At 68.6% G+C, this 16,433-nt stretch carries 8 protein-coding genes; 6 read left to right on the top strand and 2 right to left on the bottom strand.

Going from position 1 to position 16,433, the window contains the following annotated elements:
• Window positions 1-103: 103 nt before the first annotated feature.
• Window positions 104-904: a hypothetical protein gene (locus tag A3Q7_RS20180; protein ID WP_026224358.1), complete on the top strand. Its 801-nt coding sequence runs from the start codon at window positions 104-106 to the stop codon at window positions 902-904.
• 21 nt (window positions 905-925) lie between these two features.
• Here A3Q7_RS20180 and ggpS read toward each other — a convergent pair whose 3' ends face one another.
• Together ggpS and A3Q7_RS0101230 are read right to left on the bottom strand one after the other, a co-directional pair.
• Entirely contained in the window at window positions 926-3,160 is a 2,235-nt protein-coding gene (gene ggpS / locus A3Q7_RS0101225; RefSeq protein WP_018410027.1) for a glucosylglycerol-phosphate synthase, read from the bottom strand.
• Window positions 3,161-3,204: 44 nt separating this feature from the next.
• The gene (locus A3Q7_RS0101230; protein ID WP_026224359.1) at window positions 3,205-4,458 is read right to left on the bottom strand and encodes an MFS transporter; all 1,254 of its coding nucleotides are present in this window, start codon (window positions 4,456-4,458) and stop codon (window positions 3,205-3,207) included.
• Window positions 4,459-4,898: 440 nt separating this feature from the next.
• On the opposite strand from A3Q7_RS0101230, the gene A3Q7_RS0101235 reads away from it, so the two are divergent.
• The 5 genes from A3Q7_RS0101235 to A3Q7_RS0101255 all read left to right on the top strand — a co-directional run bounded on the left by A3Q7_RS0101235 (window position 4,899) and on the right by A3Q7_RS0101255 (window position 16,432).
• Complete coding sequence (locus A3Q7_RS0101235) at window positions 4,899-6,317, top strand: MdtA/MuxA family multidrug efflux RND transporter periplasmic adaptor subunit (protein WP_077231384.1); 1,419 nt, start codon at window positions 4,899-4,901, stop codon at window positions 6,315-6,317.
• Window positions 6,318-6,325: 8 nt separating this feature from the next.
• Window positions 6,326-9,424, top strand: a complete 3,099-nt coding sequence (locus tag A3Q7_RS0101240) for a multidrug efflux RND transporter permease subunit (RefSeq protein ID WP_018410030.1) — start codon at window positions 6,326-6,328, stop codon at window positions 9,422-9,424.
• Window positions 9,421-12,519 (top strand): multidrug efflux RND transporter permease subunit, encoded by a 3,099-nt coding sequence (locus tag A3Q7_RS0101245; protein WP_018410031.1) that lies wholly within the window; start codon window positions 9,421-9,423, stop codon window positions 12,517-12,519. The genes A3Q7_RS0101240 and A3Q7_RS0101245 overlap by 4 nt, the downstream gene beginning before the upstream one ends.
• Window positions 12,516-13,919 carry an efflux transporter outer membrane subunit gene (locus A3Q7_RS0101250; protein WP_018410032.1) on the top strand — a complete coding sequence of 468 codons (1,404 nt, stop codon included), beginning with the start codon at window positions 12,516-12,518 and terminating at the stop codon, window positions 13,917-13,919. The genes A3Q7_RS0101245 and A3Q7_RS0101250 overlap by 4 nt, the downstream gene beginning before the upstream one ends.
• An 884-nt stretch (window positions 13,920-14,803) precedes the next feature.
• Window positions 14,804-16,432, top strand: coding sequence for a FecR domain-containing protein (locus A3Q7_RS0101255; RefSeq protein WP_232417763.1), 1,629 nt, complete (start codon window positions 14,804-14,806; stop codon window positions 16,430-16,432).
• Window position 16,433: the final 1 nt, after the last annotated feature.

The following is a 16,433-nucleotide window of genomic DNA, read 5'->3' on the forward strand; positions in this document are numbered from 1 at the left end:
TGATCCGGCATCGCGCGGCCCGCAGGTCGCGACAGCCGGCGCACGCTGGCATGCAGACCTCTCATGGATTAGTCTGGATGCCATGAACATCGGGAGGTCCATCATGGCGGAGGGCGATGCATCACTGAAAGGCGCGCTCGCATCGGCGATCGCCGTGGCCAGGGACCTGGTCGCGGTGTTGCGCGACGGCGCGCTGTTCCTGCTGGCGGCGCTGCTCATCCTGTTTCCGGCCACTTTCAATTCCATCCTCGTGAATGCCGGTTTCGAGGAGGGCAGCCTGGTCGGCTTCAAATGGAAATCCAAACTGATCGAATCGAATTCGGCACTCGAGGAGGCCCAGGCCACCATCGCCCAACTGCAGGCGCGCAACGATGAACTGCTCAAGGCGCTCAGCGATGCCGGCGGCGCGGGCCGCAGCCCGGAACTGGAACGCAGGCTGTCCGTGTTCGAACGCGAGAACGCACAACTGAAGGTCAGCACCGAAAGCACGCAGAACAAGGTGGCCGACGCGATACAGGCCAATACCCCGCTGGTGGAGCGGGCACTGTCCACGCTGAGTCCGGCGCAGCGCAGCGAGCCGGGCCGCTCGGCCTATACCGTCGGCTTGCAGACCCTGGGCGTGGACGACGCCGAGCGCATCGCACTGAATGACGGCCTGCGCGGCGAAGGTTTCGCGCTCGATTCCCTTACCTATTCCTACGCCGCCGGCGAGCGTCCGGGCTGGTTCTCGGATCGCTCCACCGTGTTCTACTACGCCAGCTCATCCCGGGCCATGGCCGAACAGGTCGCCGCCTACCTGAAAGCCCGCACCGGCCAGGACTTCACCGTCCGCCGCGGCGCCGGCCTCGGCGTCGATCCGGCGCGCAAGGCCTATACCTTGTTCGTGCATTACATCAAGGCCTGAACGCGCGTCGGCGCGCAGCGCTCAGGCCACCTCCACCGGCGCAGCGACCGCGGCGAGGAATTCCTCGCCCCAGCGCACGATGTCGTTGTGCTGCACGATGCCGAACAGTTCGCGCAGCCGGCTTTCGGCTTCCGCGCGATGCATGTTCAGTGCGTACAGGCATTTGTCGCGCAGGTCGTTCGGGTCGTGCGGATTGGTGAGCACGGCGCCGTGCAGTTCGGCGGCGGCGCCGGCGAATTCCGACAGCACCAGCACGCCGCCGCCCTGCATCAGGCCCTGGGTGGCGGCGTATTCCTTGGCCACCAGATTGAGGCCGTCGCGCAGCGGGGTGATCCACATGACGTCGGCGATGGCGTAGTAGGCCACCAGTTCCTCGAACGGTATCGGCCGGAAGAAGAAGTGCACCGGCGTCCAGCCCACGCGCGAGAAGCGGCCGTTGATGCGGCCCACCGCCTGTTCGATCTGCACCTTGAGCGCGTCGTATACGGTCATTTCGCGCGCCGCCGGCACGCACACCGCAATCAGCGTCACCTTCTGCTGCAGTTCGGGGTTCTGGTCCAGCATCTGTTCGAAGGCGATCAGTTTTTCCAGCGTGCCCTTGGTGTAGTCCAGCCTTTCCACCGACAGGATGAGACGCTGGCCGGACAGTTCGCGGCGCAGCCGGTCCATGGTGCGGGTGGCGGTCGGTTCGCCGAGCAGGCGGCCGACGCGCCGCACGTCCAGGCCCACCGGGTGGGCGCCGATGCCGATGCGGCGGCCGTGCACCTCGATCGCGGTGGTCATTTCGTCCAGCCCGACGGCGCAGCCATAGGTCAGGAAGCGCGGCGCGCAGTTGCGCGTTTCCAGCACGGTGACCGGTGCCACGCCGCGTGCCACGTCGACGAAGTTCTCCGCCTGGCGCGGGATGTGGAAGCCGATGTAGTCGCACTGCAGCAGGCTGCCCACGATGTCGCGCCGCCACGGCATCACGTTGAACACGTCGGCCGACGGAAAATAGGTATGGTGGAAGAAGGCGATCTTCAGGTCGGGCCGCAGTTCGCGCAGCGCGGCCGGCACCATCCACAGGTTGTAGTCGTGCAGCCACACGGTGGCGCCATGCGCGGTTTCGGCCGCGGTGCGTTCGGCGAACAGCCGGTTCACCTTCAGGAACACCTGCCAGTCGTCCTCGCGGAACTGGGCGCGTTCCCAGAAGGTGTGCAGCGTGGGCCAGAAGGCTTCCTTGGAAAAGCGCTTGTAGAACACGTCGACATCGTCCTTGCTCAGTTCGACGCGCGCGCAGCGCAGGCCGGGGTAGCGCACGCGATCGACATCGGTATGCGTTTCGAAGCCGGCTTCGCCGGCATTCGTGCTGGACCAGGCGATCCACGAGCCGGCGCGACCATCGGCGAAGAAGCTGAGCAGGGTGGGGATGATGCCGTTGGGCGAGGTGTGGCCGCGGCGCATGACGCGGCCGTTCTCGATCACCTCCTCGTAGGGCAGTCGGTGATAGACGATGGCCAGCTCGGAGCGGCCGCAGGGCGTGACATCCGGTGCCGGGGCCAGGGTGGCATGGTCCAGGAAGCGGAAGAAGGCGAGTGCCTCAAGAATGCCGGCGCAGCCGACGCGATGCGAATGCAGCACACGGGTGCGGTCGGTGGTGGCAGCCAGCAGGGCCGGTTCGGATTCGCCGACGCACACGCCCTTGAAGCCCTGTTCGAACATCGACAGGTCATTCAGGGTGTCGCCCGCCACCAGCACCTTCTGCGGATCCATGCCCAGGTGATGTACCAGCTGCTTCAGGGTACTGCCCTTGTTGATGCCGCGCGGCAGGAAGTCGAGATAGCGGTCGGCGGAATACAGGACGTCGCAGCCGAGCGAATCGGCGATGCGATGAAGTTCTTCGGTGAGCGCGGACGCTTCGCAAAAATACGAACAGCGCCGCTGCTGCGGCACCTCCTGCCGGCGCAGGCCGGGAAAGCCCTGCAGTGCCTCGGCCACCACCTGTTCGCCCGGCCATTGCGCGTCGATGTCAGCCTGCAGCGGCTGCACCGCCTGACGCGTGCGCCCGTCGACCACGGTGGCGCCGACGTCGGAAATGACGTAATGCGGCACCGGGATGGCCGGGTCGGACAGTATAGGCAGCACGGCTTCCAGGCCGCGGCCGGTCACGAACACCAGCGTGATGTCGGGGTCGGTGGCGATGTGCTGGTACAGCTTCTGACGCGCTTCGGTGTCGCCGGCCAGGAAGGTGCCGTCGAGGTCGGTGGCGATGAGCATGCGGGATCTCCTTTGCAAGATTGAAGGTGGCAGGGCGGAAAGGATCAGGTCGTCTCCTTGGTCGGGGTGTCGGGGTCGGCCGGCGCGCGTCCGGCCAGTTCGAATGCGGTGGTGTGGGTGCGCACCATGGGCATGAAGCGGGTCTGCAATGCGATGACGCCGGGCAGGCCGCGCAGCAGCGAGGACGTAAGCACGGCGAGCAGGCCCTGGGTGAGCGCGCACCACAGCGGCAATGCCATCGGGCCGAGGATGTTCATCGCCACGCCGGCCACCAGCGGGCCGATGGCAGCGCCGATGCCGTGCACGCGCAACAGGCCGCTGCCGCCGGCCAGCACCTCGTGCGGCTCTAGACGGTCCACCATGCGTGCCATCGCCAGCGGATACAGTGCGAAGGCGAAGCCGCCATAGAGGAAACCGGCGGCCGCAGCGGCATCCACGCCGTACGGGGCGGCGAACATGGGCAGCAGCGCGCTGGCCGCTGCCAGGAAAGCCACCACGGTAATTACCCGCCCGCGGTCGTGACGGTCCGACCAGCGTCCGAGCGGCCACTGGAACAGTGCGCCGCCGACTATGGTGGCGCTCATGAAGGCGGCCACGCCGGCGGTACCGAGGCCGCTGCGGTCGGCCCATACCGCGCCCAGGCCCCAGAAGGCGCCCATGGCGAGGCCGGATGCGAAAGCGGCATCGAAGGCGATGGGCGCCTTGCGATACAGCGTGCGCAATGCCGGCGGGGCGACGCTATCCAGCACCGGCTGGCTCAGGCGCGTGGCCGCCACCGGCATCACGGCGGCACAGATGAGCAGCGCCGCCAGCACGAACAGGATGTGGCCCGCCGCGTCGCCCGCATGCAGCAGTTGCTGCGCCAGTGCGAGTGAACCAAGGTTCACTGCCATGTACACGGCGAACACCCGGGCGCGCGACTGCGCCGCGGCCTGGCTGTTGAGCCAGCTCTCGACGATGGCGTACAGGCCGACCATGGCGATGCCGGTCGCCAGCCGCACCGGTGCCCAGATCCACGGGCTCACCGCCAGATCGTGCAGCAGCACGCTGCACGCCACCGCCGACGTGAAGAAGGCGAAGGCGCGCACATGGCCGACGCGACGGATCAGCCGCGGCGCGAAATGGGTGCCGATCAGGAAGCCGGCGAAGAACAGCGAACCCATGAGACCCATGAAGGGCTCGCTGAAGCCTTCGATGCCGCCGCGCACCGCGAGCAGTGTGGTGAGCAGGCCGCTTCCCAGCAGCAGCAGTGCCGTGCCGCCGAGCAGCGCGGCCAGGGGCATGAGCTGAATGAACACGAATCCATCTCCGTGCTGCCGGCGCTGCGCGAGAAGCTTCACGTATGGCCGGCGGATTAACGGAGGGCAGACAGCGATGTCCGCCGCGATTGATCGGGCACAGGGTCCCGAGAGATCTGTCCGCGGTCGCAGGACCGCGATGCAGAAAAGGACGGCAAGCCATCCGGAGGTTCCGGTCGCACAGCCGTGCGCCGAAGGCAGCCGGTCAACATTATCCTTCCCGCTCGCTGGCGTCTGTAGGAACCGGCCGACCCGTGCGCCACTCAACGCCCGCGTAACATCGCGTGCCGGCATGCCCTGCGTCTGTTTACATCGCATTCACAAGCCGGCGCCTTGCATTGCCGCGCGATTAACAGGCCTGGACCATACTTGCGCACCGCGCCGGATCCGATCGACCGATGACCGACGGCCACAGAATGAAGAATGACGAGCGCTCCTCCATGACCACGCCCGAAACGAAAGCCGCCAGCGCCCGCCGCAAGCCGCGCTGGCCCTGGATATTGATGCTGTTGCTGCTGGCCGGCCTGGTGGCAGGCGGTTACTACGCCTATGTGAAGACCCAGCCGGAAGAGGGTGAGTGGGGGCCACCGGGCATGGGACCGGGGGGGCCGCCCGGCATGCGTCCAGGCGGCGGTCAGGCCGGCATGCGTCCGTCGCCCGGTGGTCCCGGTGGCCCGCCCGGCGGCGGCCGCCGCTTCGGCGGCGATCCGCGTGTCGGCAGCGCGCTCGCCGAAAAGCGCGATCTGCCGGTCACCCTGGTCGCGCTGGGTACGGTCACCGCTCTTGAGAGCGTGACCGTGCGCAGCCGGGTCGAGGGTGAACTGCTGTCGCTGCATTTCACCGAGGGCCAGCGTGTGAAGAAGGGCGATCTGCTGGCGCAGATCGACCCGCGCGCCTTCGAGGTCGAACTGGCGCAGGGTGAAGCCAACCGCGCGCGCAACCAGGCGCTGCTGGCCAACGCGCGCGAGGATCTGGCGCGCTACGAAACGCTGCTGGAGCAGGATTCCATCGCCGCCCAGCAGGTGACCAACCAGCGTTCGCTGGTGCGGCAATACGAGGCGGCCGTCGCCGCCGATGACGCTACCATCGCCAATGCAAGGCTGTCGCTGAAATACGCGCGCATCACCGCGCCCATATCCGGCCGCGTCGGCCTGCGTCAGGTCACGCCGGGCAACATCGTGCGCAGCTCCGACACCGAGGGCCTGCTGTCGATCACCCAGGAAGCGCCGATATCGGTTGTATTCGCGCTGCCCGAGCCGCAACTGCCGCAGGTGCGCGCGGCCATCGCGCGCGGCGGTCTGCCGGTCGAGGCGCGCGATCGCGACAACCGCACGGTGCTCGCCACCGGCACGCTGCGCATACTCGACAACCAGATCGATACCAGCACCGGCACGGTGAAGGCGCGTGCGCTGTTCGAGAACCGCGACAACGTGCTGTTCCCCAACCAGTTCGTGAATGTGAAGCTGAAGCTGGACACGATAGCCGGCGCCACCGTGGTGCCGGTGTCGGCGGTGCAGCGCGGCGCCAGCGGTGCCTTCGTCTATGTGGTGGGTGCGGACAAGGTGGCGCGCATGCGCACTGTGGGCACCGGCGTTCTGGAAGGCGAACTGCAGCAGATCGTCGATGGCGTGCAGCCGGGCGAGCGCGTGGTGACCGATGGCGTGGACCGCCTGCGCGACGGGGATACGGTGCGCATCGATGACGCGCCGCCGGCCGGCCGTCAGGGCGCTGCGGGCGGTCGCGACGCGGCGCGGACCGGGCCGCCGGGGGAGCGCGCGCAGGGCGGACGTCCCGGCGATGCGGCGGGCGCGCCGCGCGAGCCGGGCGAACGCCGTCGCGATGGACTGCCGCCGCCCTGAGCCGAACGATGAATCCATCCCGGCTGTTCATACTGCGACCGGTCGCCACATCGCTGCTCATGGTGGCGCTGCTGGTGGCCGGCTTCATCGCCTACCGCCTGCTGCCGGTGTCGGCGCTGCCGCAGGTCGACTATCCGACCATGCAGGTGGTGACCTATTACCCGGGCGCCAGCCCGGAACTGACCACTTCGCTCATCACTGCGCCGCTCGAGCGCCAGTTCGGGCAGATGCCCGGACTGGTGCAGATGAATTCCATCAGCGCTGCCGGCGCCTCGGTGGTGACGCTGCGCTTCGGTCTGGACATATCGCTCGATACCGCGCAGCAGGAGGTGCAGGCGGCGATCAATGCGGCGACCACGCTGCTGCCGGACGAACTGCCGGCGCCGCCGGTCTACAGCAAGGTGAATCCGGCCGACGCACCGGTCATGACGCTGGCCATCAGTTCGCAGGCGGTGCCGCTGCATCTGCTGGAAGAGGCGGTGAGCAGCCGCCTCGCGCAGAAGATATCCCAGCAGTCGGGGGTCGGCCTGGTGAGCATTTCCGGCGGGCAGCGCCGCGCGGTGCGTGTGCGCGTGAATCCGTCGGCGGTGGCGGCCTATGGTCTGAGTCTGGAACAGTTGCGCGCGGCGGTGGTGAGCACCAGTTCCAACCAGGCCAAGGGCAGTTTCGACGGTCCGACCCTGGCCACCACGCTGGATGCGAACGACCAGTTGCGCTCGGCCGACGAGTACCGGCGCAGCATCATCGCCTGGAAGAACGGCGCGCCGATCCGGCTGCAGGACGTGGCCGAGGTGGTCGACGGCCCGGAGAACCGCCTGCTTGCCGCCTGGGCCAACCGCACGCCGGCCCTCATCCTGAACATCCAGCGCCAGCCCGGTGCCAACGTGATCGACGTGGTGGCGCGCATCCGTGCGCTGCTGCCGGAACTGGAAACCTCTCTGCCGGATGCGGTGGACGTGCAGGTGCTGACCGACCGCACCGAATCGATACGCACCTCGGTGCGCGACGTGCAGATCGAACTGGCGCTCGCCGTGCTGCTGGTGGTGGCGGTGATTTTCCTGTTCCTGCGCAATGGCCGCGCCACCGTCATTCCGGCGGTGGCGGTGCCGCTGTCGCTGATCGGCAGCTTCGCCTTCATGTACCTGGCCGGCTTCTCGGTGAACAACCTGACGCTGATGGCCATGGTGATCGCCGCCGGCTTCGTCGTCGACGATGCCATCGTGATGACCGAGAACATCGCGCGCCACCTCGAGATGGGCAAGAAGCCGCTGCAGGCCGCGCTCGATGGTGCGCGGGAAATCGGCTTCACCATCATTTCGCTCACCGTGTCGCTGGTGGCGGTGCTCATTCCCCTGCTGTTCATGCAGGACGTGGTGGGGCGGCTGTTCCGCGAATTCGCGCTCACGCTCACCATCGCCATCCTGCTGTCGGCGGTGGTGTCGCTCACGCTCACGCCCATGATGGCGGCGCGGCTGCTCCGGCCGGAAGGCGGCGCGGCGGAGCGGGGCGTCGCCCAGGGCGCGGCGCACGAAGGCTGGTTCGGCGCCTTGCTCGCCGGCTATGCGCGCACGCTGGACTGGGTGCTGGCGCACCGCGGTCTCACCCTGGTCGCCACCGTGGTCACCTTCGCGCTCACCGCCATGCTCTACCTGCTGGTGCCCAAGGGCTTCTTTCCGCAGCAGGACACCGGGCTGATACAGGGCCTGTCGGAAGCCGAGCCCACCTTGTCCTTCGCCGCGATGAGCGAGCGCCAGCAGGCGCTGGCCGACGTGCTGCTGCGCGATCCGGATGTCGAGAGCATCAGTTCCTTCATCGGCGTCGATGGCCAGAACGCGACGCTGAACACCGGCCGCATGCAGATCAAGCTCGCTCCGCTGTCGGCGCGCGGCGAGCGCGCGCCGCAGATCGCGGCGCGGCTGGAAAGGGCGGCGCAGCAGGTGCCGGGCGTGCGGCTGCATCTGCAACCGGTGCAGGATCTGACCATAGATGACCGCGTCAATCGCGCGCCCTACGCCTTCGTCGTGCAGGCCACGCGCGAGGCCGACCTGCTGGAATGGATACCGCGACTGACCGCGGCCATCGAACACACCGGCCGCGCCAGCGAAGTGAGCAACGATCTGGCCACCGATGGGTTGCAGGCCTGGGTGGACATCGACCGCGCCGCGGCGGCACGACTGGGGGTGACCGTGGCCGACATCGACGCCGCCCTGTACAACGCCTTCGGCCAGCGCCTCATCGCCACCGTGTTCACGCAATCCAGCCAGTACCGCGTGGTGCTGGACGTGCAGCCGCAGTTCCAGCGCGGTCCGGAGGCGATAGGCCAGTTGCACGTGCTGTCATCCGACGGCACCCAGGTGCCTCTGGCCAGCCTGGTGCGCGTGGAACAGCGGCCGACGCGGCTGGCCCTCGGGCGGCAGGGGCAGTTCCCCGCGGCGACCGTGTCCTTCGATCTGCCGCAGGGGGTGGCGCTGGGCGAGGCGGTGTCGGCGATCGAGGCGCTGCCCGGGCAACTCGGCATGCCGGCCACCATGACCATGAAGTGGGAAGGCGCGGCCGAGGCCTTCCGCGCCTCGCTGAGCAATACGCTGTGGCTCATCCTGGCCGCGGTGGTCACCATGTACATCGTGCTCGGCGTGCTGTACGAAAGCTATGTCCATCCGCTCACCATCCTGTCCACGCTGCCCTCTGCAGCCATCGGTGCGCTGCTCGCGCTGCTGCTGGTCGGCCACGCGCTGGACATGATTGCGGTGATCGGCATCATCCTGCTCATCGGCATCGTGAAAAAGAACGCCATCATGATGATCGACTTCGCGCTCGAGGCCGAACGCCATGAGGGCCGCAGCCCGGTCGAGGCGATACGCCAGGCCTGCCTGCTGCGCCTGCGCCCCATCCTGATGACCACCGCCGCCGCGCTGCTCGGCGCGCTGCCGCTGGTGTTCGGCGGCGGCATGGGCTCGGAGCTGCGCTTTCCGCTCGGCCTGTCCATGGTGGGCGGCCTGCTGGTAAGCCAGGTGCTCACGCTGTACACGACGCCGGTGGTGTACCTCGCCTTCGGTCGCCTGTTCCGCCTGCGCCCGGCTGCCGCACGGCAGGGGGGCGAAGCATGAGCGTGTGGTCAGGGGCCATCCACCGACCGGTCGCCACCACGCTGATCACCGCGGCGATCGCGCTGGCCGGTGCGCTGGCGTTCAGCTTCCTGCCCATTTCCGCGCTGCCGCAGGTCGATTTTCCGACCATTTCGGTGAGCGCGACGCTGCCCGGCGCCAGCCCCGAGGTGATGGCCTCCACGGTGGCGACGCCGCTGGAGCGCACGCTGGGGCGCATCGCCGGCGTGACCGAAATGACCTCGTCCAGTTCGCAGGGCACGACCCGCGTCACGCTGCAGTTCGAACTGGACCGCGATGTCGAGGGGGCGGCGCGCGACGTGCAGGCGGCCATCAACGCCGCGCGCGCCAGCCTGCCCACCAGCCTGCCGTCCAACCCGACCTATCGCAAGGTGAATCCGGCCGACGCGCCTATCATGATCCTCGCCATCACGTCGGACACCGTGCCCATCGCCCGGCTGTACGACGTGGCGTCCACCGTGCTGGCGCAGAAGATTTCGCAGATCCAGGGCGTGGGAGAGGTGACCGTGGGCGGCGGCGCGCTGCCCGCCATCCGCGTGCAGGTGAATCCGGATGCGCTGTACCGCAACGGGCTTACGCTGGGCGATGTGCGTACCCGGATCACGGAATCGAATGTGAACCGGCCCAAGGGCTTCGTCGAACTGGGCGATCGCTACTGGCAGATCGAGGCGAATGATCAGGCGCGCCGCGCAGAGGACTATGTGCCGCTCATCCTGCGTCATGTGTCCGGGGCCGCCCTGCGTCTGGGCGACGTCGCAACCGTGGTGGAGTCGGTGCAGGACGTGCGCAATCTCGGTCTGTCCAACGGCCGCCCCACGGTGCTGCTGGTCATGACCAAGCGCCCGGGCAGCAATGTGATCGAAACCACCGAACGGGTGCGCGCCCTGCTGCCGGAGCTGTCCGCCAACCTGCCGGCCGCCGCGCGCATGGATGTCGCGATGGACAGTTCGGTCACCATACGCAGCGCGCTGCACGAGATCGAGCTGGCGCTGGTCGTATCGGTGGCACTGGTCATCCTGGTGGTGTTCCTGTTCCTGCGCAACGTGCGCGCCACGCTCATCCCGGCGGTGGTCGTGCCGGTGTCGCTGGCCGGCAGTTTCGCGCTCATGTATCTGTTCGGCTTCGGCCTGAACAATCTGTCGCTGATGGCGCTCACCATCGCCACCGGCTTCGTGGTCGACGATGCGGTGGTGGTGATCGAGAACATCGCGCGCCACCTCGAGCGCGGTCTCAAGCCATTCGAGGCGGCCATCGCCGGCGTACGCGAAGTGGGCTTCACCGTGATGGCGATCAGCGTGTCGCTGGTCGCGGTATTCATTCCCATCCTGCTGATGGGGGGCATCGTCGGCCGTCTGTTCCGCGAATTCGCGCTCACGCTGTCGATCGCGGTGCTGGTATCCATGGTGGTGTCGCTCACCGTGGCGCCCATGATGGCGGCGCGCCTGCTGCGCGCCGGGCATGTCGCGGACGAGGCGCGCTGGCAGCGCGCGCTGGCGCGCGTGTTCGACGATCTGCAGATCGCCTACGCGTCCAGCCTGGACTGGGCCTTGCGCCATACCCGCATCGTCATGCTCATCTTCCTGGGCACCATCGCGCTCACCGTGTGGCTGTTCGTGATCGCGCCCAAGGGCTTCTTCCCGAACCAGGATACCGGCCGCCTGTTCGGCAGCCTGCGCGCCGACCAGAGTACATCCTTCCAGGCCATGACCAAGAAGATGGCGCAGGCGGTGGACGTGATACGCGCCGATCCGGCGGTCGACAATGTGGCGGCCTTCACCGGCGGCGGGCGCGGCGGTGGCGCCAACAATGCCAGTTTTTTCGTGAGCCTGAAGCCGCTGGCCGAGCGCAAGGTGTCGGCCGACAAGGTGATCGGCCGGCTGCGCGGCAAGCTCGGGCGCATCGAGGGCGTGCAGCTTTTCCTGGTATCGGCCCAGGACCTGCGCATCGGCGGCATGCGTTCGTCGTCGCAATACCAGTTCACGCTGACTGCCGACAGCCTGTCCGATCTGCGCGAATGGGCGCCCAAGGTGCGCGATGCGCTGCGCGATCTGCCGCAACTGGTGGATGTGGGCACCGATCAGGAGGACCGCGCTTCGCAGACGCGGCTGGTATACGACCGCGACACGCTGGCGCGTCTGGGCATGACACCCGGCCTGGTCAATGGCGAACTGAACGACAGTTTCGGCCAGCGCCAGGTGAGCACGCTGTACGAGGCGCTGAACCAGTACAAGGTGGTGCTGGAGGTGGCGCCGCCGTTCGCGCAGGACCTGTCGGCGCTGGATCATGTGCGGGTGGCCGGCAGCGACGGCGCGCTGGCGCCGCTGGCCAGCTTCGCGCGCGTGGAGCAGGGCGTGATGCCGCTGTCCATCGCCCATGTCGGTGGACGCGTATCCACCACCATTTCCTTCGGCACCGCGGATGGCGTGACCCTGTCGCAGGCCATGGACGCGGTGCGCGCGAGCATGGCCGAACTGCGCGTGCCGGCCTCGGTCAATGCCGGCTTCCAGGGTTCGGCGCGCGCCTTCCAGGATTCGCTCAGGAGCCAGCCGCTGCTGATACTGGCTGCCATCGTCGCCGTCTATCTGGTGCTGGGCATCCTGTACGAAAGCCTGATCCACCCGATCACCATACTGAGCACGCTGCCATCCGCCGGCATCGGCGCGCTGCTGGCACTCATGGCCTTCCACATCGAATTCGGGCTGATCGCGGTGATCGGCCTGCTGCTGCTGATCGGCATCGTCAAGAAGAACGCCATCATGATGATCGACTTCGCGCTCGATGCCGAGCGCACGCGCGGCATCGAACCGCGCGCCGCCATACGCGAGGCCTGCCTGTTGCGCCTGCGTCCCATCCTGATGACCACGCTGGCCGCCATGGTGGGCGCGTTGCCGCTTGCCATCGGGTTCGGCGAAGGTTCGGAGCTGCGCCGTCCGCTCGGCATTGCGGTGGTGGGCGGGCTGGCGCTGAGCCAGTTGCTCACGCTCTACACCACCCCGGTCATCTATCTCTATCTCGAACGTTTCAGCCGCGCCTGCGCCCGTTTTTTCGCGCGCCGCGCGCGCCCGGTCACGCCATGAAAAAGTCGCTGCCCCTGTTCCTGTCCCTGCTGCTGACCGCCTGCACTTCGGTCGGTCCGGATCATCAGCGGCCGGAGGTCGACATGCCGCAGCACTATCGCGGCAGCGAAGGCTGGAAGCCGGCCGAACCGGCGGATCACTTGCCGCGCGGCGACTGGTGGCGCGCCTATGAAGACCCGGCCCTCGATGCGCTGATCGCGCGGCTGGATGCCGCCAACACCGATATCGCGGTCGCGCTCGGCAACTATCGCCAGGCGCGCGCCACTGCGGCCGAGGCACGCGCCGGCTTCCGGCCGGAAATCAGCCTGTCGGCATCCGCCCAGCGCAGCCGCAGCGCGGCCATCCAGGGGCGCTCGGCCAATCAGTCCAACACCACCCAGCTCGGTCTGGACGCGAGCTGGGAAGCCGATCTGTGGGGACGCATCGGCCGCAATGTCGAGGCGGCCGTCGCCGACGTGGATGCCAGCGCGGCCGATCTGGGGTCGGTACGCCTGTCCATGCAGGCCGAGCTTGTGCAGAACTACTTCCAGTTGCGCGCCACCGATGCGCAGCGCGCACTGTATGCGCGCACCGTGGCCGCCTATCGCAAGGCGCTCGACATCGCGCGCAACCGCGTGGTGGCGGGTGTCGCCGCGCGCGGCGACGAAGCGAGCGCGCTCGCGCAGTTGCGCGCTGCCGAGGCGCAGGCGGTGGACCTCGACATCACGCGCGGCCAGCTTGCCAATGCGATCGCGGTGCTGGTGGGCGAAGCCGCGTCGTCGTTCTCCATCGCCGAAGCGGACTGGGCGCTGGCCCCGCCGGACACCCCGGTCGGCCTGCCGTCGGCGCTGCTCGAACGCCGCCCCGACGTGGCTGCCGCCGAGCGCCGCGTCGCGGCCGCCAACGCGCGCATCGGCGTCGCCCAGGCCGCCTGGTTCCCGTCGCTCACGCTGTCCGCCTCCACCGGCTATGCCGGCAACAATTTCGCGCAGTGGTTCAATGCGTCCAATCTGGTGTGGTCCTTCGGCCTGTCGGCCGCCCAGGCGGTGTATGACGGCGGCCGTCGCGATGCGCAGATCGAATCCGCCCGCGCCGCGCACGAAGTGACCGTGGCACAGTATCGCCAGACCGTGCTCGGCGCATTGCAGGAGGTCGAGGACAACCTGATCGCGCTGCGCCTGCTCGACGACGAAGTCAGGTTGCGCAGCGAAGCGCTGGCCGCCGCGCGCGAAGCCGAAGCGCTGGCGCTGAACCGTTACCGCGCCGGCACCGCCAGCTACACCGAAGTCGTCACCGCCCAGACCAGCGCGCTCGACAACGAGCGCACGCTGATGCAGTTGCGCGGCCGCCAGTATTCCGCCAGCGCGCTGCTGAACAAGGCGGTGGGCGGGGGATGGGGGGATGCTTCTCCCCGGCCCTGATCCACGGTGATCGGGGCGCGCTTCCGCAGAAGCGACCCCCAGGTCGCGACCCGGCCCATGCAGGCCGCGGGCTTCGTTCGGGGGTGGGGTCGCGAGCTGCGCTCGCTCCTACGACCCCCCGGCTCTGGTTGCGGTCAGGGCGTGCTCATGGACAACTCCGACCCCATTCGTGGTCGGGCGCGATCATGGACAACTCCCGCTCCGCTCGTTGCTTGGGCGAGCTTTTGTGGGAGCGGCCTCTGGCCGCGATGCGGCTTATGCAGGCCGCGGGCTTCATTCGGGGATGGGATCGCGAGCTGCGCTCGCTCCTACGACACCCCGGCTCTGGTCGCGGTCAGGGCGTGCTCATGGACAACTCCGACTCCATTCGTGGTCGGGCGCGGTCATGGGCAACTCCCGCTCCGCTCGTTGCTTGGGCGAGCTTTTGTGGGAGCGGCCTCTGGCCGCGATGCGGCTTATGCAGGCCGCCGGCTTCATTCGGGGATGGGATCGCGAGCTGCGCTCGCTCCTGCGACACCCCGGCTCTGGTCGCGGTCAGGGCGTGCTCATGGACAACTCCGACTCCATTCGTGGTCGGGCGCGGTCATGGGCAACTCCCGCTCCGCTCGTTGCTTGGGCGAGCTTTTGTGGGAGCGGCCTCTGGCCGCGATGCGGCGTGTGCAGGCCGCGGGCTTCGTTCGGGGGTGGAATCGCGAGCTGCGCTCGCTCCTACGACACCCCGGCTCTGGTCGCGGTCAGGGCGCGCTCTTGTGGAGCGACCCCCAGGTCGCGACGCGGCGCCGGCGGGCCGCCGCGCCCGGGTCTTCCGCACCTCGTGCGGCAATCGACGTGATTCGCATATCGTACGGCCCTACAATGCTTGAAACGTCCGACCGGAGATTGCCTTGCCCTCGCACTCCCCCCGTGGTCCGGCCCGCGCACTGGGCTGTCTGGTGTTCGCCCTTCTGTTCGCCTCCAGCGAGCTCAAGGCGGCCGACTTTTCCTATGAGGTGAAGCCGGGCGACAACCCGTGGAACCTCACCCAGCGCTATCTGAAGGACCTGTCCTACTGGCCGCGCATCCAGCGCTACAACCAGATACGCGAGCCGCGCCGGCTCAAGCCGGGGTCGGTGCTGAAGATTCCCGAACAGTGGCTGCGGCTGCAGACGCGCGAGGTGCGCATCGATTCGCTGCGCGGCGATGTGCTGATCGAGGCGGCGGGCGGCCGCCGAGCGGCGGTGGCAGGCGAGAAGCTGGACGCCGGCGTGCGGCTCGTCACCGGCGAGGGCGGCAGCGTGGCGCTGGCATTTGCCGATGGCAGCCGTGTGCAGTTGCGCGGCGGCAGTGAAATGAGCGTGCTGCAGTCGGGCGATCTTGCCGCCGGCGCGGGGTCCTGGGTGCGGCTGCATCTGCTGCGCGGCTCCCTGGAAAGCCTTGTGGCGCCGCGCGGCGGCCCGATGGGACGTTTCGAGATCGAAACGCCGGCCGCGGTCGCCGCGGTGCGCGGCACGCATTTCCGCGTGCATGCCGACGATGCCATCACCCGCAACGAGGTGCTGGAGGGTCGGGTGGATTTCGGCAACGATGCGGGCCGCCAGTTGGTCGCTGCCGGGCGCGCGTCGGCCGCCGGACCGGGGCGGCCGGCCGCGCCACCGGTCGAGCTTCTGGCGCCGCCGCGGGCGGCGGCACTGAAGGCGGACCGTGTGCCGCTCAATCTGCCGTTCGCGCCACTGGCCGAGGCTGCAAGCTACCGCATCCAGATTGCGCAGGACGCCGGATTCGACACCGTGCTGTCGGACCTGCGCAGCACGCGTCCGGCGGTGGTGGCAAAGGATCTGCCGGATGGCGACTATCGCGTGCGCGCGCGTGGCGTGGACGCGGCGGGCTTCGAAGGTCGGGACGGCGAATGGGCGCTCACCGTCGATGCGCGGCCGGAGCCGCCGGTCATGGCGGAGCCGGCGCCGGATGCGCGGGTGAGCGACGAGCGGCCTCAGTTCCGCTGGTCGCGGGCGCGGCCGGACGAGCGCTGGCGCCTGCAGATCGCCGACAACCCGGCATTCGATTCGCCGCGGGTGGATCGGCCTGCACTGACAGACCCGGCCTTCCGGCCGGACGAGGCGCTGGCGCCCGGCACCTGGTACTGGCGGGTGGCGAGCGGCAATCCGGACGAGGGCGTCGGCCCGTTCAGCGATGCGCAGACCTTCCGGCGACCACAACCCGGACCGGCGCTGGAAGCCCCGGAAGCCGGCGCGGAAGGGCTGTCGCTGCGCTGGCGCAGCGCGGGCGAGGGCATGCGCTACCAGATACAGATCGCGCGCAGCGCGGATTTCGCGCAACCCGAAATCGATGCCTACACCGATGAGCCGGCCTATCTGCTGCGCGATGCCGCACCCGGCACGATCCATCTGCGCGTGCGCAGCTTCGCCAGCGACGGTTTCGCCGGCGACTGGGCGCCCACACAGGCCATTACGGTGCCGGAGCCGCCGCCGACCTTCCGCCTGTGGTGGTTGCTGCCCTTGCTGCTGCTGATCTGAC

Source organism: Methyloversatilis thermotolerans (genome assembly GCF_000372885.1).
Classification (GTDB): domain Bacteria; phylum Pseudomonadota; class Gammaproteobacteria; order Burkholderiales; family Rhodocyclaceae; genus Methyloversatilis; species Methyloversatilis thermotolerans.